Source organism: Jonquetella anthropi DSM 22815 (assembly GCF_000237805.1).
GTDB lineage: Bacteria > Synergistota > Synergistia > Synergistales > Dethiosulfovibrionaceae > Jonquetella > Jonquetella anthropi.
Window position 1 is genome coordinate 900,665 of record NZ_CM001376.1, and the last position, 19,584, is coordinate 920,248.

The 19,584-nt window shown below is 61.1% G+C and carries 13 protein-coding genes; 1 reads left to right on the forward strand and 12 read right to left on the reverse strand.

Annotated elements, in window-relative coordinates; translation table 11 throughout:
• Positions 1-2: 2 nt before the first annotated feature.
• The 11 genes from JONANDRAFT_RS04165 to ppsA all read right to left on the reverse strand — a co-directional run bounded on the left by JONANDRAFT_RS04165 (position 3) and on the right by ppsA (position 12,023).
• The gene (locus tag JONANDRAFT_RS04165; protein WP_008521213.1) at positions 3-437 is read right to left on the reverse strand and encodes a S1 RNA-binding domain-containing protein; all 435 of its coding nucleotides are present in this window, start codon (positions 435-437) and stop codon (positions 3-5) included.
• Between the two features lie 59 nt (positions 438-496).
• Positions 497-802 carry a hypothetical protein gene (locus JONANDRAFT_RS04170; protein WP_008521214.1) on the reverse strand — a complete coding sequence of 102 codons (306 nt, stop codon included), beginning with the start codon at positions 800-802 and terminating at the stop codon, positions 497-499.
• Between the two features lie 116 nt (positions 803-918).
• Positions 919-1,626 carry a transglycosylase SLT domain-containing protein gene (locus JONANDRAFT_RS04175; protein WP_008522897.1) on the reverse strand — a complete coding sequence of 236 codons (708 nt, stop codon included), beginning with the start codon at positions 1,624-1,626 and terminating at the stop codon, positions 919-921.
• Entirely contained in the window at positions 1,616-2,443 is an 828-nt protein-coding gene (codY, locus tag JONANDRAFT_RS04180; protein WP_008522899.1) for a GTP-sensing pleiotropic transcriptional regulator CodY, read from the reverse strand. The genes JONANDRAFT_RS04175 and codY overlap by 11 nt, the downstream gene beginning before the upstream one ends.
• An 18-nt stretch (positions 2,444-2,461) precedes the next feature.
• On the reverse strand, positions 2,462-3,850 hold the full coding sequence (hslU, locus tag JONANDRAFT_RS04185; protein ID WP_008521218.1) for an ATP-dependent protease ATPase subunit HslU: 1,389 nt from the start codon (positions 3,848-3,850) through the stop codon (positions 2,462-2,464).
• Complete coding sequence (gene hslV / locus JONANDRAFT_RS04190) at positions 3,850-4,416, reverse strand: ATP-dependent protease subunit HslV (RefSeq protein ID WP_008522901.1); 567 nt, start codon at positions 4,414-4,416, stop codon at positions 3,850-3,852. Before hslV ends, hslU begins: the two co-directional genes overlap by 1 nt.
• Positions 4,379-5,278, reverse strand: coding sequence for a tyrosine-type recombinase/integrase (locus tag JONANDRAFT_RS04195; protein ID WP_008522903.1), 900 nt, complete (start codon positions 5,276-5,278; stop codon positions 4,379-4,381). The genes hslV and JONANDRAFT_RS04195 overlap by 38 nt, the downstream gene beginning before the upstream one ends.
• A 180-nt stretch (positions 5,279-5,458) precedes the next feature.
• A complete protein-coding gene (gene trmFO, locus JONANDRAFT_RS04200) occupies positions 5,459-6,793 on the reverse strand; it encodes a methylenetetrahydrofolate--tRNA-(uracil(54)-C(5))-methyltransferase (FADH(2)-oxidizing) TrmFO (RefSeq protein ID WP_008522906.1) in 1,335 nt (444 codons plus the stop codon).
• Complete coding sequence (topA, locus tag JONANDRAFT_RS04205) at positions 6,790-9,231, reverse strand: type I DNA topoisomerase (protein WP_008522909.1); 2,442 nt, start codon at positions 9,229-9,231, stop codon at positions 6,790-6,792. The genes trmFO and topA overlap by 4 nt, the downstream gene beginning before the upstream one ends.
• A 9-nt stretch (positions 9,232-9,240) precedes the next feature.
• Positions 9,241-9,423 carry a hypothetical protein gene (locus tag JONANDRAFT_RS04210; RefSeq protein WP_008522910.1) on the reverse strand — a complete coding sequence of 61 codons (183 nt, stop codon included), beginning with the start codon at positions 9,421-9,423 and terminating at the stop codon, positions 9,241-9,243.
• Positions 9,424-9,620: 197 nt separating this feature from the next.
• Positions 9,621-12,023, reverse strand: a complete 2,403-nt coding sequence (gene ppsA, locus JONANDRAFT_RS04215) for a phosphoenolpyruvate synthase (protein ID WP_008521227.1) — start codon at positions 12,021-12,023, stop codon at positions 9,621-9,623.
• A gap of 147 nt (positions 12,024-12,170) precedes the next feature.
• Between ppsA and JONANDRAFT_RS04220 the strand changes: the two genes are divergently transcribed.
• Positions 12,171-13,508, forward strand: a complete 1,338-nt coding sequence (locus JONANDRAFT_RS04220) for a PucR family transcriptional regulator (RefSeq protein WP_008522913.1) — start codon at positions 12,171-12,173, stop codon at positions 13,506-13,508.
• An 81-nt stretch (positions 13,509-13,589) separates the two neighbouring features.
• On the opposite strand, the gene JONANDRAFT_RS04225 is transcribed toward JONANDRAFT_RS04220, so the two are convergent.
• Positions 13,590-17,936, reverse strand: a complete 4,347-nt coding sequence (locus tag JONANDRAFT_RS04225) for a YadA-like family protein (RefSeq protein WP_008522915.1) — start codon at positions 17,934-17,936, stop codon at positions 13,590-13,592.
• Positions 17,937-19,584: the final 1,648 nt, after the last annotated feature.

Genomic DNA, 19,584 nt, shown 5'->3' on the forward strand with positions numbered 1-19,584 from the left:
CCTTACGGGCGCGCGCCCTTGCGGCGCGGAGGCCGCCCGTTCTTGGCGTTCTTGGACATCATAGTCGAAATTTTTTCCTCGCTCACCTTGAGGAACGAGGACAGTTTTTTCTCAAAGTCGTCCCCATCGCCGAACTGCGCCGAGGAACTGCGAGACGGACGCGGAGCGGGCATCGGTTCTTCGAGAACCTTCATCGAAAGGTCAATTCGCCCCCGCTCGTCGATCTTGGTGACTTTCGCCTTGACCTCCTGGTTGAGCTGAAGGACGTCCTCGACCTTTTTAATGAACCTGTGAGAAAGCTGGGAAATGTGAATCATCGCCCGCTGACCGTCGGAGAGCCGCACAAACGCTCCGTATGGCATGATTTGTTCGACCGTCCCGGTGACAACATCTCCGGGAAGCAGAGATGACGCGGTTTTCGCTTCCGTCTGTTCCATTGCTCTGGGTGAGACTCCTTTCGGTTTTTTTGTTTCTGGTTCGCTGTGAAGCGAGAGTGCTAAATCTGATTCAGTTTCTGAATACGGGTCACCAACACGTAGTTACGTCCGCTGCCAAGCGATGACCGGAGTTCACCGGCGATCCAAACCGGGACCCCCTCTTCCTGCTGAAGAATCCAGTCCTGCAGCGACTGATCGAAAGCGCGCATTCTCAGAAAGTCAATTCGGTCGCACCCGTCGGTGTCCTTAAATTCACGCTTCAGTGAGAACTCAACGTACTTGCCAAGTCTGCTTTCGCCCCGATCATTGCCCTTCAGAAAGTGGAGAACCCCGGAGAGATATACGTCGTTGACCAGTCTTTCCATGACTTTTCCTCCTCGTTTCATCTCATGTATGCTCTTTCATCCCGGAAAAACTGAGCTTCGAGCTTCGTCAAAAGAATATCATAATTCACTGTGAAAAAGAAAGGGGGGAAACGAACCTAACGGCCCGCGGCAATCTCTTTCCGATATGCCAGAACCTGTTGGACGTACAGGGTATTATTCCGCCCCAGGTACCTCAGGAGAGCAGCTTTTTCGTTCCCCCCGGCGCCTTTCAGGTAGCCGGAGAAAATCCACGTCCCAGCCCAGATGTTGTTCTCCGGCTCAAACAAGTCCTTCCGAGTTTTGATCTGGGAAAAAGCCTTCGGAAGCGTCGACTTGTGCACTTTCCACAGGACCTGCGTCAGCCCGACGGCCCCAGACCGGGACAAGGCCTTCTCTTTTGCGCCAGACTCACGGACGATCAGCGCCCCCATCAGTGCAGGATCCACGCCAAAATGAGCGCTGGCCTCACAGACGTACTGGCTGTACTGGTCCGCGGTCTTCTGGGAGAGTTGGGGGTTAAACCGCCTGAAGAAACTGCTGATGGACTGGGCGACGTCAGCTGTGCGGGGCTGAGAAACCTGAACCGGGCTCGGGCTGAGATTCACCTTTCTGTGGGAAGCCTTTTTAGACTCCTCGTAATTGCCCAGCACCTTGCGCGTCAGCGCGTCCCATTCGGCCTGGCTGACTGAGGAAGCGAAAACGACGCCCTGCGCCGCAAAGAAGGTAGCTGTAGCAAGAAACGCACGAGAGGCCTTTTTTAGCCAGCGAGTCCGAGCCGGCGGGCTGAAGTAGGTCAGTACTCTCACCGATCGATCACCGTCCATCAAACGAGACTCCTATCTCGCTCACAAAAAGCGGGCTCAAAATGCGCAGATGTGTGCCTTTCATGCCGAGCGAGCGGCTCTCGATGATGCCAGCGCTTTCCAGCTTGCGGAACGCGTTGACGATCACGCTCCGGGTCACCCCAACCCGGTCAGCGACGCGGCTCGCCACGACGACGCCCTCAAAGCCGTCCAGCTCTTCGATGATATGGCGAATCGACTGGATCTCCGAATACGAGAGGGCTCTCATCGCCATTTGGACGATCAGCCGCTCCCGGCCTTCTTCTTCGATCTGCCGCCCCCGATCGTGCAGGATCTCAAGCCCCACGATCGTCGCCAAATACTCGGCCAAAACGAGGTCTTTCGTGCTGAACTCGGCGCCCAGCCGGGAAAGGATCAGCGTTCCGAGCCGCTCTGCGCCGCCGTAAATCGGCACGAACAGGGCGGTCTTCTCCGACGGGTTCTGCGCCGCGTCGTCGAAGAGGTACGCGTCGGCATGGCTGACGACGGTCTCGCGCTGATGGTTGACCCGCTCGACGAGCGATTCGGGCATTATCCCCTGCCTAAAACTCGTCTCGAGGACCTTGCTGCTGTACCCCTCCTGCCACGAGTAGCCAAGCACGCGGCCGTCGCAGCCGATCAGGTAGGCGTTCGCCGTTGAAAACGTCCCTAAAGCCTTGGCGAGTTTGCTGTAGTCCAGGGTCTCGCCCTCCCGGCGGCCCTGCATGGTCCGATTGACCAGACGGGTGGTCGCCAGAAGTTCGTCCATCTCGTCCTTGGCTTTCCCCTGGCACACCCGAATATCTTCGTTCTGACTCATTCGCGCCGTCTCCTTTCGTTAGAGCAGATACCGCCGCAGATCGACGTTTGCGGCAATATCAGCCAGTTTTTTATCCACCGCCGCCCGGTCGATCGTCACGGTCTGACCGGCGTAGTCGCTGGCAGAAAAACTCACGTCCTCCAGCACCCGCTCCAGCATGGTGTGGAGCCTTCGGGCGCCGATGTTCTCGCTTTCCCGGTTCGTCCGCTCGGCCAGTTCAGCCAGCCGGTCGATGCCGTCAGCGGTAAAGCACAGCTCCACGCCTTCAGTGGACAGCAGGGCCTTGTACTGATCGAGAAGGTTGTGCCGCGGCTCGGTGAGAATTTTCGACAGATCCTCTTTCCGCAGAGCCGACAGCTCCACTCGAAGCGGCAGCCGTCCCTGCAGTTCCGGAACAAGGTCGCTCGGCTTGACCGACTGGAACGCCCCGGCGGCGATAAACAACATGTGGTCGGTCTTCACCGGGCCGTACTTGGTGGGAACCGTGCAGCCCTCGACGATGGGCAGCAAGTCCCGCTGAACGCCCTCTCGGCTCACGTCGGCCCCGCCCCGGTTTTCGCTGGCGACAACCTTGTCGATTTCGTCGATAAAGATGATTCCCTCGTCCTGAGCCGACTTGATGGCCTCCTGATGGGCCCGGTCGGTGTCGATGAGCTTTTCAGCCTCTTCTGCCTGCAGAATCCGCAGGCCGTCCTTGACCTTGACCCGGCGGCGCTTCGTCCGCTTGGGCATGAACGAGCCGAGCATTTCGCCGATGTTCACGCCCATAGCCGACTGGTCCATTCCTGTCGCCGGCGGCGTCTCCTGCACCTCAATTTCGACTTCCCGGTCGTCCAGCTTGCCTTCTTCGAGCAGGCGGCGCATCTTGTCCCGCGTGCTGTCTTTCATTTCCGGCCCCTGAGACGGCTCGTCAGCCTCGACGCCTTTCAGGTAGCTCATGAAGGTCGGAATACCGCCGCCCTCGCCGGAGCGCTTCACCGGCACGAGGTAGTCGATCATCCGCTCGCGGGCGGCACTGGCCGCGGAGTCCGTTTTTTCGGCGGCCATACGTTCCTTGACCATCCGGACGGCCGCTTCGACCAAGTCGCGGACCATCGACTCAACGTCCCGGCCCACGTACCCAACTTCGGTGAACTTGGTGGCCTCAACCTTGACGAACGGAGCCTGAACGAGCGACGCCAGCCGTCGGGCGATCTCGGTTTTTCCGACGCCCGTCGGGCCGACCATCAGAATGTTTTTGGGCGTGATTTCAGCTGCCAGCTCCTCCGGAAGCCGCCGTCGCCGCACCCGATTGCGCAGGGCGACCGCGACGGCCCGCTTGGCTTCCGTCTGACCGACGATGTACCGGTCAAGGTAAGCCACAATTGCCGCCGGCTGAAGAGAGTCGGCGTTGTAAATTTCAGCCATCAGAGAACCTCCACGGTAATTTTGTCGTCGGTGTAGATGCAAATTTCAGAGGCGATGCGTATCGCCGTTTCGGCGATCTTCTTGGCGTCGTACGAGCTTCCCATCATCAGGGCCCGGGAAGCCGCCAGCGCAAAACCGCCGCCTGAGCCGATAGCCGCCACGTCGTTTTCCGGCTCTACCACGTCGCCGGCGCCGGATATCAGAACAGTGTGCTCCCGATCGGCGGCCAGCATCATGGCCTCCAAGTGGCGCAGCATTCTGTCGGTCCGCCAGGTCTTTGTCAGCTCAACGGCAGCCCTCAGCAGGTTGCCGCTGTACTCTTCCAGCTTCTTGTCCAGCAGATCCATCAGCGTCATCGCGTCGGCCGTCGTGCCGGCAAAGCCGACTAACACGCTGTCCTTGTACAGCCGGCGGACCTTCACGGTCCCAGCCTTCAAAATTTGACTGCCCATCGTCATCTGGCCGTCGCCGGCCATGGCAACAGATCCGTCTTTTCTAACGCAGACGATGGTCGTGCCGTGAATCGGTTCAAAGGCCGTCCCGTTCGCTAAGGTCGTCATTGACATCGTCGTAACTCCTTCTCAGCCGCTCCGGGCTGATTCTCAAATATCTCTGCGTCGTCAGCAGGCTCTCGTGCCCGAGAAGCTCCTGTACCGCCTTGACCGACGCGCCGCCTTCCAACATATGAGTAGCAAAGCAGTGTCTCAGCGTGTGGGGAGACGCCCCCGGCGTCCCAGCCAATTGGGAAGCCGCCTCGACGAGCCGATGAACGGTCCGCTCGGTCAGGGACTTGCCGCCCTTGCCGGGAAACACCCAGCCCTTTTCGCTGGGCGGACATTGGGCCTTCCACTCCGCCAGAGCGCTGGCCGCCCACTGGCCGTATGGGACCATCCGTTCCTTGCTCCCTTTACCCATCACGGTAATCCACCGCTCCGTCTCGTCTAAATCGGACCACTTGAGGCTTACCAGCTCGGCGACCCGAAGCCCGGCGCTGTAGGCCAGCTCGAGCAAACAGCGGTTTCGCGCCGCCGGCTCGATCGTCCCTGCGGCACTGATGAGCCGGTTCACCGCATCCTGTGTCAGAGCCTGCGGCAGGTGATCCGGCCACTTCGGGCCGCGAATCGGCAGCGTCGGATCAGACGGAATGGCCGACTGATCCGTTAAGTACCCGCAAAAGCCACGCAGGGCCGACAGCTTGCGTGAAACCGACGTGGCGCTCAGCCCCCAGCCCGACAGCCCCCGAATGAAAAGCCGAACCCGCTCAGGCGTCAGAGCCGACAGGTCGGCTTCTCCCTTCTGTCCGGCAAAAGCGGCGAACTGCTCCAAGTCGCTTCGGTAATTCAGCGCCGTCGCCGGAGAACAGTTCTGGGCAAGGCTGATCCAGTCGATATATCGGCCGATCCACGTCTCCAAATCGAACGCCGCCACGCCTCTGCCTCCTGACAAAATGTTCTGAAAGATATGTATAGCTCGATTTATATTGTCCATATGAACAATTGAAAATAGCTTAACATGCTTCAATTCAAAATTGAAGCCCGAAAAGGCGGCATTCTGGCTGGCCTCCTTTCGGGCTTCTTACGTGTTTACGCGTCGTCCCCTGCGCCGAACCTATTCTCGCCCCTCTGGGCTTTTTAGGTCCGGCCTGCTTTGAAGCATTTCGGCCAGCGCGGTGATCCCGCGCCGGTAGACCGCTTGCGCCTTGTCCTCCCTGCTGGCCCGCTTGGGGGCATCGTCAAGAGGCGGGAAAATTCCACGGTTCACGTTGACCGGCTGAAAACGCTTGCCCGTCTGATCGGCCAGCCGGGCGAGAAGCGCCCCTGTGGCCGTCTCCTCCGGCCACGGGACCGACTCTCGCCCGCCCGTCAGCGCGTCAAGCTCCAGCGCGGCGGCAAGCCCCATCGCACAGCTTTCGACGTACCCTTCGACGCCGGACAGCTGCCCGGCGATCCAGACGTCTGGCCTGCCATTCAGCCGCAGCTTATTCAGGCACCGTGGCGCGTCCACGTAGGAATTTCTGTGCATCACGCCGTAGCGAAGGAACTCGGCATGTCCTAACCCGGGAATCATCGAAAAGACCCGGGCCTGCTCTTTCCACTTGAGGTTCGTCTGAAAGCCCACTAGGTTGTATGACCGCTGATCCGCCGTCTCCGCTCTCAGCTGAACCACCGCGTACGGCCGACTCCCGTCAGGCCGTTCAAGTCCCACGGGCCGCATTGGGCCGAACCGAAGCGTCTGCGGCCCCCGGGACGCCAGCACTTCCACCGGCATGCACCCCTCAAAGTACCGGGGCTTTTCAAAGTCGTGCAGCAGCGCCCGCTCGGCCGACGTCAGCGCGGCGACGAACTGGTCGTACTCTTCCCGTTCCATCGGGCAGTTCAGGTAGTCGCCAGTCCCGCTTTCGCCCCACCGGTCGCGCCGGTAAATGACCGCCATATCGAGCGATTCGGCGGCCACGACCGGAGCCACCGCGTCGTAAAAGTAAAGGTCCAAGCCGCCCAAGGCCTCGGACAGCGCGTCGCTCAGCGACGGGGACGTCAGCGGGCCGGTAGCCAAAATGACCGGTCCTTCCGGCAGCGTCACGGCTTCTCGCCGCTCAATCACCACCGACGGCAGGGAGCTCAGCCGCTCGGTGATGAAGGCTGAAAAGGCGGTTCGGTCGACCGCCAGCGCCTTACCGGCCGGAACAGCTGTTTGATCGGCCGCTTCCATAATTAGGCTGCCGAACGTTCGAAGCTCGTCTTTTAAAAGGCCGGCGGGATTCCGCCCGTCGGCCCCAAGAGAGTTACTGCACACCAGCTCGCCCAGCCGGTCGGAGACGTGAATTTCCGTCGACCGAACCGGCCGCATTTCCACCAGCGTCACGTTCCAGCCGCGTCGGGCCAGCTGCCACGCCGCCTCACTACCGGCCAGCCCGCCGCCGAGAACGGTAACGTGCCGCTTCAACTGTCTTCCTCGTCCTTGGCGCCGCAGGCCGGACAAACGGCCTTGCGCGCCCGGGGCATGTAGACCATATCAGTCCCGCAGGACGGGCACTTTTTGCCCGCCGGCCGGTTCCACGAGACGAAATCGCAGTCCGGGTACCGGCTGCAGGAATAAAACGTCCGTCCCTTTTTACTTCGCCGTTTCACCACTTCTCCGCCGCAGGACGCGCCGCACTTTGGGCAGGGCACGCCGATCGTCGGCGGCTTAATGTACTTGCACTCCGGGTACCCGCTGCAGCCGATGAACTCGCCGAACCGGCTCCGCTTTTTGACCAGCGGGCGGCCGCACTCCGGGCAGTTTTCCCCGGTCAGTTCAGGCTCCGGCTTGGGCAGCGGAGCAGCCTCGTCAGCCTTGGCTACCGCCTCTAAAAAGGGTTTCCAGAACTGCCCCAGCACGTCCCGCCAAGGCTTCTGCCCCGACTCCACGCTGTCCAAAGATTCTTCCATATGGGCGGTGAAGTCCGTCTCCATGATTGGCGACTGGCTCGACGAGTCAAAATGATCTTTCAGGAATTTCTCTACCGTGCGGCCCAGCGGGCTGGGCTCGAGCCGCCGGTCGTCGTCCCGGCGGGCGTAGTCCCGGTCGTAAAGCGTCTCCACAATGGAGGCGTAGGTGGAAGGCCGGCCGATCCCCTTATCCTCAAGCACTTTAATCAGTTGGGCTTCTGTGTACCGGGACGGCGGGCGGGTCTGCTTCGCCTCACTGAAGCACTCGTCCAGCCGAAGCGTCTCGCCCTTGACCGCCTCAGCCAACAGAGTGTCCTTTAAGTCCAGCGGCCACACTTCCCCCCAGCCGGGGAAAATCACCCGCGAGCCGGTCCCTTTCAGACCGGCCGCCCCCGCCTCGGCCGTCAAGGTCGATGAGGCGACCTGCGCAGGCGTCATCTGGCTGGCCACCGCGCGGCGCCAGATCAGCCGGTACAGGCCGTACTGCTCGTCAGTCAAGGCAGCGCGAATCGAATCGGGGTCAAGGGCAAAATCGGTAGGCCGAATCGCCTCGTGGGCGTCCTGCGCGTCGGCCCGCGCCTGAAAGGCGTTGGCCTCTTTCGGCAGGAAACGGGCGCCGAACCGCTCGTGAATCAGCGCTCGGACGGCCGCCAAAGCCTCCGGCGCAAAGCGGAGGCTATCAGTTCTCATATAGGTAATCAGCCCGACAGGCCCCCGGCCGGGCAGGGAAACGCCTTCAAAAAGGCTCTGGGCGATCGCCATCGTCCGCCGAGGCGAGTAGCGCAGCCGGCGCGCCGCCTCCTGCTGAAGCGTGCTCGTCTTAAACGGCGCGGGCGCGCGTCGGGCCGACTCCTTCGTCTCAAAGCTGGTCACGACCGGCGAAACGCGTCGCAGCTCGGCGCAGATCTCGTCAGCCTTCTGCTGGGAGTCGATTTTCATCGGCCGCCCGTCTTCCATAACTGACTCGCCGTTCCAGCGCTCAACCGCCAGTTCATACGACCGTTTTCCGTCAAGGCTCGACGCGCGAGCCGTCACGGGCCAGTACGACTGGGGGACGAACGCCTCAATTTCCTTCTCCCGATCGCACAGGATCGAAAGCGCCACCGACTGAACCCGGCCGGCTGAAAGCCCCCTGCGAATCTTCTTCCACAGAAGCGGGCTCAAGGTATACCCCACGAGCCGATCCAGAACGCGCCGCGCCTGCTGGGCGTCCACCAGATCTTGGTCGATCGGGCCGGGAGAAGCCACAGCGTCGGTCACAGCCTGACGGGTAATCTGGTGCATACGAATCCGGCAGTCGCTTTTCGGGTCAACGCCCAACAGCCGGGCCAGGTGCCAAGCGATCGCCTCACCTTCTCGGTCAGGGTCCGACGCCAGCAGAACGTGCTTGGCCGACTGGGCGGCTTTCACCAGCTCGTTTTTCACCGACGTTTTCCCGCGGACGAGGATGTACTCAGGCTCAAACCCGTGGTCCACGTCCACGGCCAGCCGGCTCTTCGGCAAGTCCATAATGTGCCCGACGCTTGCCTTCACCGTGTAGCCTGCGCCGAGCATTTTATCCAGCGACTTGGCCTTCGTCGGCGACTCGACGACAACCAGCGTCCCTTTTCTGACGCCCGGCTCCGCCGCCGCGGCGCTTTTCCTGCCGGCGCCGGCCGCGCTCGAGCCGGTGGCTTTCCGAAGGGACCGCGGCCGAGCAGCCGTTTTCGGCTCGGCTTTCTTCCGAGCCGTCGTCTTTTTCGCCGCTGCCGGCCTAGCGGCCGTCTTCGTTCCAGACGCGGCTTTCTTGGCCGCTGCCTTCGGCCGGGCCGTCTTCGCTAGGGACGGGGTTTCCTCCGCCGAAGGCTTCGCGGCCTTCGCCGTCGTTTTTCTGATCCCGGCGGTCCGGCGCGACGCCGGCGCTTTCCCAGCCACCGAAACGTCGCTCGGCCGATCGCTTTTTCTCTGTGCCATTCGTGCCTCCTAGTTCAAATCGGCAGAAGCCGGATCGTCCAAAATAGGAGCGATCTCCCAGTTCTTTCCGGCGCTTCGGAGCACTACCCGGTCGAGCAGCGCCATAAACTCCCTCACGTCCGTCTGACGGCCCGCGAGCTCCCCGCCCCCGGCGGCCATCGTGACGGCCAGCTCGAGTTCGTTCGGCGTCACACCGCCGTCCTGCTGCAGTCTATAGATAAGACGCTGAACCCGCGGAGAGAGAAACTGCCGCTCGCGATCTTCCAATTGCCTGAACAGTTTCCTCACCTCCTGATCGACAGCCAGAATAAGGGAAGAGGACCGAAATCGGTCCTCTTCGGTTCGGCCCTATTGTATCGGCCTCTGTTCAGTTGTCAATTCCCCGACCGCTACCGATTCCGCAGGCTGTTCAAAATGAGACGCTGCTCCACAGCAGCCACCAGCCGGCGGGTATAGCTCACCGTGTCGGGGTTCACGCTCATGCTGTCAATACCGTTGCGCACCAAAAATTCAGCAAAATCCGGGTACAGCGACGGCCCCTGCCCGCAGATCGAGCAGGTAATGCCCGCGCGGTGGCACGCCTCGATCAACGTCAGGATAGCCTTCTGCACGGCCGGGTCGCGCTCGTCGAAGTATCCCATCGTGTTCAGCACGCCCGAATCGCGGTCCACGCCCATCACCAACTGGGTCAGGTCGTTGCTGCCGATGCTAAACCCGTCGACCATCTTGGCGAACTCGTCAGCTTGGAAGACCACCGCCGGAACCTCGGCCATAATCCAGATCTTGAACGACTTATTCTGAATCAGCCCTTCGGACGCCATCACGCTCTTGACCCGCGCCAGCTCCCAAGTCGTGCGCACAAACGGCAGCATCACCCACACGTTGATCAGCCCGAACTCGTCCCGAACCTTCTTGATCGCCTTGCACTCCAGCCGGAACCCTTCCTCATACGCCGGCGAAATGTAGCGCGACACGCCGCGCCAGCCGATCATCGGGTTGTTTTCCTCCGGCTCCACCTGGTCGCCGCCCTCAAGGCCGCGGAACTCGTTCGTACGGAAATCGCTCATCCGGACAACCAGCGGACGGGGATAAATCGCCTGAGCGACCGTGCTCACAGCGTCTGACATATCGTCGATCAGCATCTGACCCCGCCCGGTGCGCAGCAGGTGCATCGGGTGAACACCCAGATGAGAGAAAATGAACTCGGTCCGCATCAGCCCAATCCCGTCGAACGGCAGGTCCTTGTACTTGCCGACGATCGAAGCGTCGCCCAAGTTCATGTAAATCTTCGTCCCCGTCACCGGCGCGGTCTCCTGAACGACCGTCCGACCCGCCGCCGCAGGCGCCAGCGGAGAGTGCTTGTCCTCGTCGCTCGACAGGTCCACCCGCCCGCGATAGACCACGCCGCGGGTCGCGTCAACCGTCACTTCCATGCCCTCCTGAAGAACAGTCGTCGCCGACTTGGAGCCGACAATGCAGGGAATCCCCAGCTCTCGGCTCACGATCGCCGCGTGGCATGTCCGGCCGCCCTCATCGGTCACTACGGCAACGGCCTTCTTCATCGCCGGGACCATATCCGGGTTCGTCATCGCCGTCACCATCACGTCGCCGGTCTTCACCCGGTCAATCTGGCTCAAGTCGTCGATGAACACCACCCGCCCGTGAGCGATACCCGGAGAAGCCGCCAGTCCGCGCACCAGCACCGTCAACTTCGCCTTATCGTGAGGACCTTCCTTCTTCGCCGCCCCCTCGGCCGACTGCCCTTTCAGCGTCGTAATCGGCCGAGCCTGCAGCACGTAGAGCTTCTTCGTCCGGCGGTCCACGCCCCACTCAACGTCCATCGGCGCGCCGTAGTGCTCCTCAATCGACTTGCCCACGCCCGCCAGCTCCTTCACGGCCTGAGCGGACATGCAGCGCTTGTCCACCCACTCTGGGCCCAAATAGTCGGCCACAGCCACGTCAGCCGTCCCGCCGCCGCTCTTCTCGACGACCATCGTCTTCTTGGACGCCACCACCACATCCAGCTCGGTCAGACTGTCCTTGCTCAGAATGTACTCGTCCGGGCTCACCGAACCGCTCACAACGGCCTCGCCAAGCCCCCAGCTGGCGTTAATCATAATCTGCCCGCGCTCGCCCGTCACCGGATTAGCGGTGAACATCACGCCGGCAAGCTCGCTTTGCACCATCGCCTGCACAACAGCGCAGAGCGCCGCGCTGAAATGATCGTAGTTCTGCTTCGCTCTGTAATAAATCGCCCGGGCGTTCCACAGCGACGCCCAGCAGTCCTTCACCTTGCGGATCACCATATCGATACCCTGCACGTGCAGGAACGTATCCTGCTGGCCGGCGAACGAAGCGTCCGGCAGATCCTCGGCCGTCGCCGAACTGCGAACCGCCACCGCCGCGTTCTCCTCGTTCAGCGTCTTGCACAGAGCCCCATACGCCGCCGTGATCTCGCGCGCCATATTCTTCGGGAACTCGGCTCCGACGATCAGCCGACGAATCTCCGCCGACCGGCTCTGCAGCTCCGCCGTATCCTCCGGGTCCAGCCCCGAAAGCAGCTTGACGATCGGCTCCTTCAGCCCCGCGCCGTCGATAAACGCGCTGTAAGCCGGCGCGACGACGCAAAAGCCCGGAGGCACAGCGGCCCCCGCCGACGTCAGCTCGCCAAGGTTAGCACCCTTGCCCCCGACCAGAGGCACATCAGTCACTCGAAGCTCGTCAAACCACCGAATAAATTCCGCCACGGCAACCCCACCTTTCTGAAATGAGAGTTCCCAACTCCCTGTCATCTATCCTAACAGACCATCGGCCGGCGCCATAGACAAAAACAGCCATAAATATCAAAAATAATGTAGAATATATACATTCAACCGTTTTTAACTCGTTTAAATAACTTTTTAACACATCTAATCGAATATTTAATGGAGGTTTTTGCCATGCCGACACTTGGCGAGCTGACCGCTCATTTTCAATCGCTCGGCGTAACGCTCCGCGGCGCGCCGCAGGGGAATGCCGTCCGCTGGACGCTGGCCGAACCGCCGTACGCGCCCCAGAGCGCCGGAGCAGTCGCCTTGATCGTCCAGTCCTTCCCGCCCGAACGGTGGGAAGCCTGCGTCAGGGCCGTTCAAGCCGTCGCCGCCGGCGGTGCCGTCCCGATCGTCCGCGGCCCGGCGCCCGACACCGCCCTCTCGGCCGACCAGAACGTCCCGCTCGAGACGCTCGTCACCGGACTGTCGTCGTTTTTTGACCGCAGGGCCGAACGGATCTTAGAGGACCTCACGTCCGGCGCCCCGCTCGAAGCGCTCGTCCAGAGCCTCGCCCGCGGCCTCGGCCACGCCGCGTGGATACCTCGGGGCGGACTTGCCCCAGTTTTGGCCGCCCGTTCCAGCCAGTTCATCTCCCAGATTCGCTCGTTGCCCCTTCACGAGCTCTTAGGAATTTACCCTCACCGGGCCGTCACATCCGGCGGCGAAACCGCCGGCTGGCTCCTCGTCTACCCGACCGGCGGTGAGCCGATAGACCGGCCCCTCGACGAAGCCGCCGCCGCCCTGACGCTGTACTTTGACAGGACCGGACAGAAACTTGCCAGCGCCGAACGGCTCAACGAAGAAATCTGGCGTTCCCTTCTGACCGCCCACCCGGCCGAACTGGAAGCCCTTGTCAGGCGGGCCGAACGGTTTCTCCCCCGGGAAGAGCTGGCCGTCGCCCTCGTCATACCCCAAACGTCGCCGGCCCAAACCCGCGACCGGCTCCGCGCCGCCTGCAAAGCCCACATCTGCGCCCCCTTTGGCTCCGGCTTCGCCGCTCCAGCGTGTCGCGACGACCTTCCAGCCCTGCGCGGCTTGGCCGCCGCCGTCCCCGACGCCTCTCTCGCCCTCGGCGGGTTCAAGCAGTCCCCCAAGGACGCCGGCGAAAGCCTGAACGAGGCGCTCGCAGCGGCTGACGCGGGCCTCAGACGGCCGGGAACTCTCGCCTGCTGGGACGATCTGGACGACGCCGCGCTCCTAACTCCCGTCGCCCGCTCCGACGCGGGCCGCCGGTACGTGACCCGACGGCTCGCCCCCTTCGCGTTCCACCCCGAACTGATCGAAACGCTCGAAGCCCTCTCGCTGGAAAACTGGAACGGCGCCGCAGCGGCCGACCGCCTTCGGATTCACTACAACACGATTCGCCAAAGGCTGGGGAAAATCGAACGCCTCTCGCCCGGCGCCGCGTCGGGCCGCAACGGTTTCGCGCTCTCGCTCGCCCTTCGCCTCCGCCGCCTCGCCCTTTAATCTCTCTCTTTAATAAGGAAAGAACTCTAATGAAAAGACGAGACGCACCGAAACCGGTGCGCCTCGTCTTTTTGTTAATGCTTATTTCTTGTTCAACAGAAGCTTCTTGAGCTCTTCGATTTCCTTCTTCTGTTGGGCCATCCCGTCGCTCATCTTTGAAACTTCATCCTTCAGGTCGCTCACCTGCCGCAGAGCAGCCATCTCGGTGGTGCTGACTCTCACGGTCCGGCCATTCGTTCTTTCAACCTTCGGCGATGAGCCGAGACGGATCGCCGCTCCCAGATGGAAGCTCTTCTCGTCGCCGGAAATCGACATGCCGCCCTTGATTAAGAGATCCCGGTTGACGTAGTGGGACAGGCCCAGCGCAACCGCGCTCTTGCCGCTGTAAGCGCCGTAACCGAGGCCCAGCGACGTCGGGTGCGCCTCGTCGTAGTCCAGCGAGGGCACGGCCGCAAACGCCGCAGCCATTGCGCCCACGTTGTCCACTCGGCTGTCCAGTTCGTTCACGCGCTTGACGATCTGGCCGTTGTCGGCTCCGCCAACTCCAGCGATAGCCCTCTGCAGCTGGCCGACGTTGACCGCGTCGCTCTTATCAACCCCGTCGGCCACGTTGGTGATTCTCTTGCCACCCGCGTCGATGCCCTTCTTCGTCACGCTCGGACCGTTTTTGACCGTCAGCCCGTCGCCGTTCATCACCACGTCGCCTGTCGTCACGCTCTTGAACGTCGGATTCTCAGAAACGGCGATCGTCAGTTTGGAGCCGGCCGTTCCGTCGGCGGCCAATTTCAGGTCAACGTTTTTGCCCGCTTCAAAGGTCAGCTGCTGGTCGGCACCGATCTCCTGCGCGCTTCCCGAGGCCGTACCGTTCGTGCCGATCGCTTTCGCGACTAGCGCCTTCCACTTAGCGTCCGTGCCGTCCTTGCCTTTTACTTCCCCTGCGTCGAACTCCGTTCTGTCAGTTTTAGTGATAATCAGGTGGCCGTCGCCGTTAATGACTGCCTTGTCAATGCCGACGCCGTCCTTGCCGTCCTTGCCTTTTACTTCCCCTGCGTCGAACTCCGTGCTGTCAGTTTTAGTGATAATCAGGTGGCCGTCGCCGTTAATGACTGCCTCGTCAATGCCGACGCCGTCCTTGCCGTCCTTGCCGTCCTTGCCGTGAAGCGTCGGATCGGCGGCAATCGCGTCCTTGTCCAGTCCGACGGTATAGAGCTTCGCCGAACGATCGTACGCAATCTTCAGGCCGTCAATCGCTTGAATGTTCAGCGCCCCGTCAGTCAGTTTAGTCGTGCCGACATTCGTCACAGTCCCGGCCTTCTTGTTGGAGAAGTTGAACGTGAACTCACTCAAGCCGGCCAAGTTGGCGCCTACCGCTCTCAGCTGACGCAGGTTGACCGCGTCGGTATCCTCGGTGGCATCGCCCACGTTGGTAATCTGGCGTAGCTTGCCCGCCTGCCCGACCGAGACGGCTCCCAAGGTATTCGTGCTGTTCAGTTTGACCTTGCTAAACGGCGCCTCTGTTTCGGTGGCAAAGGCTGCCCGGTCGGCTACGGAATCGCTGCCCAGTGCAACCCCACCGTCGGCGGTGGCGTTGGCCTTGTAGCCGAGGACGACCGAGTTCTCGTTGTTCAGCTCCAGCGGGCTGCTGCTGCCCTTTTCGGCCGAGCCGATGACGATGTTGTGGCTCTTGGCGGTAATCTTGCGATTGTCGCCGAGCAGGATATTGTCTTCACTGTCCTCCACGGTGTTGTTCGAGCCTACGATGGTGACATGGCTCACGTTCGTGCCTGTGTTCCGGTAGCCGTCGATCATGTTGTTCGTGCTGACCGCGGCTTCCTTGCCGGTCAGCGTATTGCTCACGCCGATGATCTGCGAGGCCTGCGTGTAGTCCGCGGTATTGGCGCCGCCGATCGCCAGCGTCGCGCCGCCTTCTTCGCTCGCGACCATGTCCCGGAAGGCCTCCGCCGCCGCGTCCACGGATTTCATCTTGTCCGCGCCCGGATTCTTGCGGAGCGATTTCAGCGAATTGGTGATCTTATTGCCCGCGCCGTAGACGAGCGCGCCATTCGAATTATCCACCGTATTGGCGAAACCGACGATGCTGTTCGCGATGCCGCTGAAAGCGCCATGCCCTATGGAGCGGCTGCTGTTCAGCGAGCCCACGATGACGGAACCGGTATTCTGCGCACCGTATTGCAGGGTATTCAAACCGCCTGCGCCGGTGAAGTCGCCCGTCATGATGGAATAGGCGCCGAAGATGCTGGCAAAAGGGCCTTTGTTGTAGCTGTTCGTGCCGACCGTGGTCATATTCACGATATTCGCCGGTCTCAGGTTCGCCGCCTTTTCTCCCGCCATGTCGTTGGGGTAGACGCGGGAGCCGATGTCAATGCTGCCGGTGCGCGCGTACGCTTTCGCGCCGATGGCGATGCCGCCCGCAATGCGGCTCACGTCTTTCGGTGCATATGTCCGACGGAAGAGACCTCCGCTCACGGTCCAGTTGTCCTGGTCGAAACTAAGCATGTATTCCTGCCCGCCGGAGCCGTTGAGGACATAGGCCTGCCGGCCGATAGCGATGCTCGTCATGTCGTAGCCGTTCGAAGCGATCATCGCTCCGCTGCCGAGCGCGATGCTGCCCACGCCGCCCGCTCTCGTGCTGCGGCCGATAGCGACGGCTTCGTCGTAATTGATGGAGGCGCCATTACCCAGCGCGATGCCGTTCGCTTTGGATGCGCTCGCGCTCTTGCCGATCGCGATGGAATCCACCGATTTCGCGCCGTCGTTGTTGTAGTTACTTCCCCGAGCTCCTCCATCATTGACGGAGAAATAATGAACCGCGTTCGCGTCGACTTTGCCGTTCAGCGCTTTCAGCTGAGCCACGTTCACCGCGTCGGTGTCCGCACTGCCCGCGGCCACGTTGGTAATCTGGCGGGTAATCCGGCGAGTGGGGCCTTCTGACGAGCCCACGCTGACCGCACCGAGTGTCGAGGACCATGTGCCGACGAGGCCGCCTTTTACTTTGATGAGGTTGTCGCGCTCACTAACGGCTTTCGTGTAGTTCGTTTCTGCCGCCCTGAGGGCTTGCCGTTTCGCATTATTTTGAGGATCGGCCGCTACCGCCTTATTGGCGTCGGTGACAGCGGCCGCTGCCGTCTTGATGGCTGTATTGGCCTCCTTAATTTTTCTATTCAGCGCGTTGACTTCCGTGGTCTTGCCGAAAAGCGCCGCGGCTGCCGCGTCGTCCGCATAGGTTTTACCCGTTCCCGGGTTGTAGCCCCCGACTCCCGCCGCGCGGTCCGCAAGCGTATAGGAGCCGAGCGCCACGCCGTCTTCCGCTCTGGTGATAGCATAGGCACCCACTGCCGTGGAGTTTACGCTGAGCGCACGGGCCCGATAGCCCAGTGCACTGCCAAAGGAACTAGTCATGGCCAGCGCGCCTACGGACGTGCCCTTTTCCAGCGCCGTGGAGTAAGTTCCCAGCGCCGTGCCGTCCACATAGAAGGTAACATCCCCGCCGTGGTTATCCATATCGGCACGATAGTAGAAATCGGGCTGTCCGTTACTGCCCTTTGTATGGTATTTATAAAAAGCCTTCTCTTCCGGAGACAATTTTTTGTATTCCGCCGCCGCCAGCTTGGTCGTAGAATCGTACACCGTTGCCATGGGACCGAGGGCAACACTGAGGCTGCCGTTCGCTACGGAGTCAAAGCCCTGCGCGATGGAAAACTTGCCCGCCGCCATGGAATACGATCCCATGCTCATGCCGGAGTTAGCGTAGGATTTCGCGCCGACGCCGATGGCAAGGGTATCCAATTCTTCCGCGTGGGCGCTACTGCCGATGGCGATGGCAGATTGATTGGTGGCATAGGAATCACAGCCGAGGGCAACGCCGCCAGGGGCGTTATCCACGCGGGCATCTCGGCCTATGGCGATACCCTGGTCGCCTTTTCCGCCTGTGCCCGAAACTTCCGCTCCCCCGCCGATGGCGATTGCGTACTGGGCGTGCGCCTTGGTATCGGACCCAATGGCAATGGGGCCGGGGCCGCCGTTGTAATGAGCCGAGGCGTTCGTCCCGATCGCAATGGCATCATTTTCCTTGGGGCCTGTGGCCGCATTCACGCCGATGGCAATGGAATTCACCGATTTCGCGCCGTCATTGCTGTAGTTATTACCCTGCGTGCCGCCGTTGACGGAGAAGTAATGGGTCTGCGCCTTTTTCAGCTGGTCAATCTGTGCCTGCAGCCCGGCAATATCATCCTGCGTGGCAGGGTCTGCCGCGTAGGCCGCCGGCTGCATGAGGGCCACGCCCACCATCAGGGCCAGCACCGCGCCATAGCGCGCCGCCGATCTCCCGGCCGTTCCCTTGCCCGCTTTCGATGCCGCTCCTTGGCGTTTTTTTCCCCGATTCAAAAGTGTTTCCAAAACCTTGCTCATTCCTTCTACCCTCTTTCTCTGAATTCCGTCTCTCGTGGACTTCGCCGCCCCCGCCGCCGCCGGGGGAAATTTATGCTTTCGACTGTCCGCCGTTATTGAAACCTAAAGAACAAATGCTCCGACCGCACTGACCGCTCTCGCAGCGAACTATCGTCAGCTTTGCCGCTCAAAATACAACCGATCTCCTCGCCTTTCCCCTCAAGAAAGGATAAATAACCCTTAAAAATGGATATAACTACATACGGCCGCGAGTGATTTTACCTTATTTACCTCCCCCCGTCAAGAAATTGTATAGCGAAAATCGTGCGTTTCTATGAGGGCGTCACGCCCGGCCAGGCCTGAATTGGCCGCATGCTCGGCAAAAGATTTCTCCGGCACCGAGCAAAAAAACACCTGCGACCGGCAAGTCATAGCACCACATTGAGAAATGACCCCGAGCCCATAAACCGACTGCGGCGTCCCAGTTGCCCACAAGTCGATAGCCACCCCACGAGCCGACAAGCTCTGCATCGCCTCGAGCCCACCCGGCGGGCCGACAAATTGTTTGCGGCCTCGCCAAGGGACAACGAGCTAGAACCCGCCGCCCTAGCTGAGAAAGCCACAACGGCCCAATAAATCGTCTTGGCCTCAAAAACCGTTCGCGCGCTCAAAAGCAAAAACGCCCTGACGTCCAGCTCGCGCCCCAACAACCAATCGCTGCCCCGATGACCACTCCGTGCACTCGTAAACAGCCACAAAGGCGGTGAACGTCTGCGCTCTCATGACCGCTCCGCGGGCCAATAAACCGTCCGCGTCCTCACCAAGAGCCGACAAGCTTATAGCCACTTCACGAGTTCGCTATTGCCCGGCGAGCCAATAATCCGTTTGCGTCCTCGCAATCAGCCAATGAACCGCTGGCGCCCCCGCCAAGGGACAGCAAACCAGCAACAACCACGCCAACCAGAGAACTTACCGTCTGCCGCACAGCTAGGTCGGCACAAAAAAGCCGCGCGAGTTGCCTCAAGCCGCCCTCGAAAGGGAAAATGTTCAACGGCCGATAAGCCCGGCCGCCACAAAAAACGCTCTCCAACATCGAATCGTCCGACGAGCCGATAAACCTTCTGCGTCCGTCGGCTGACGAACGACCGACGGCCAAACGCCCAACGACCGAACAACTACCCCGCGGCCCCGAAAACGCTCCCCGAGCCGGTAACCACCACTCGAGCTGACAAAACTTTCTGCACCCGACACCCGACCGCCGGGCGAACACGGCCCGAAGACCAAAAAACGCCCTGACAAACGTTCATCGCCAACGAGCCGAAGGCGAACGAACAAATACCACACGAAAAAAGGAGCCGTCAGCGGTACGGTCAGAAGGTCAGGCACAAAAAAGCCGCGCGGGTTGTCAAAGAGGATCCGCGCGGCGGTATTTTCTTCTTTTAGCTCTCATAATCTAAACGAAGAGTTCTTTTTTTATCTCAACAGGGTGACTTTTCTACCCTTAAATCGCCACAGAACGGTTCTTCTCGAAACACGCCACGCGGACAGCCGAAAGCGCTAGTTTCTTCTCTTTTTCCGGGCGTTCCCTGGCACACGGGGCAAGGGCAACTGGTCTTCCCCCCCGAATTTTTCTCTCCCGCTTTCCTTTTCTTTCTCTTTTTTTCGGCAC